Source organism: Vibrio sp. 10N.261.52.A1 (assembly GCF_002876325.1).
In the GTDB taxonomy this organism is placed as follows: domain Bacteria; phylum Pseudomonadota; class Gammaproteobacteria; order Enterobacterales; family Vibrionaceae; genus Vibrio; species Vibrio chagasii.
The window spans coordinates 1-666 of record NZ_MCYD01001318.1 but is presented as its reverse complement, the minus strand read 5'-3'; the positions used below and the strand labels follow the sequence as shown (position 1 = coordinate 666).

The 666-nt window shown below is 36.6% G+C and carries 1 protein-coding gene and 1 pseudogene; both read right to left on the bottom strand.

Annotation, left to right across the window (positions count from 1 at the left end; genetic code table 11):
* Window positions 1-424 (bottom strand): prepilin peptidase (locus BCT81_RS27280; RefSeq protein ID WP_102426489.1); only part of this gene is annotated, 424 nt, incomplete at its 3' end.
* 148 nt (window positions 425-572) lie between these two features.
* Window positions 573-666, bottom strand: a pseudogene (locus tag BCT81_RS29890) (Flp family type IVb pilin); the annotation flags it as partial.

Sequence of the window (666 nt, the reverse complement as noted above, 5' to 3'; positions counted from 1 at the left end):
ATATATATGGCGTAGATTGAGTTAAAATTACTAAGTAAAAGCCGATGCTAATAGCGACCCCATATGGAATACCCTCTTGAAAACCAACTTTATTTCTTATTAACTTTTTACCCACTAGATAAGAGATAGCTAAAATACCACCAGAAAAAGCCGTCAGAATAAACGCCAATAATAAGTCATTAACAGGGATGGTAAGCGACAAAATAACGACGTATTTAATATCACCCGCCCCGATCCAAATCAGCTTATAAAGAATTAGTCCTATACCTAACATCAGTACAAAACTCATAACTTGAATATCTAGCGGAGATAAAAAACACTGCAAGAAGAGTAATAGGTACAAGGCGTAATTCTGTATCTTACGATAGAGAAAATCAGTGGCCGACACATATACACTCAATACTGCCAAAGTCACTAAATACAATTCATGACTAAAAATAGGGAATACCGCCTAAACTTGGTGAGAATTAATCTTATTTAACATCATAAATTAACTAAGCCAGACCAATGTAAACACAGGTCTGGCACAAATATCTTTCGATATCATCTACACTAGCCAATACGGCTTAATATTAGCTTCCTGCTGTATCAATAGCGGTTGCTACTTTTGCGAAAGCTGCTTCAAGCTTACCAATGAAACCGTCTGCACCCACTGCTGTCGTTACT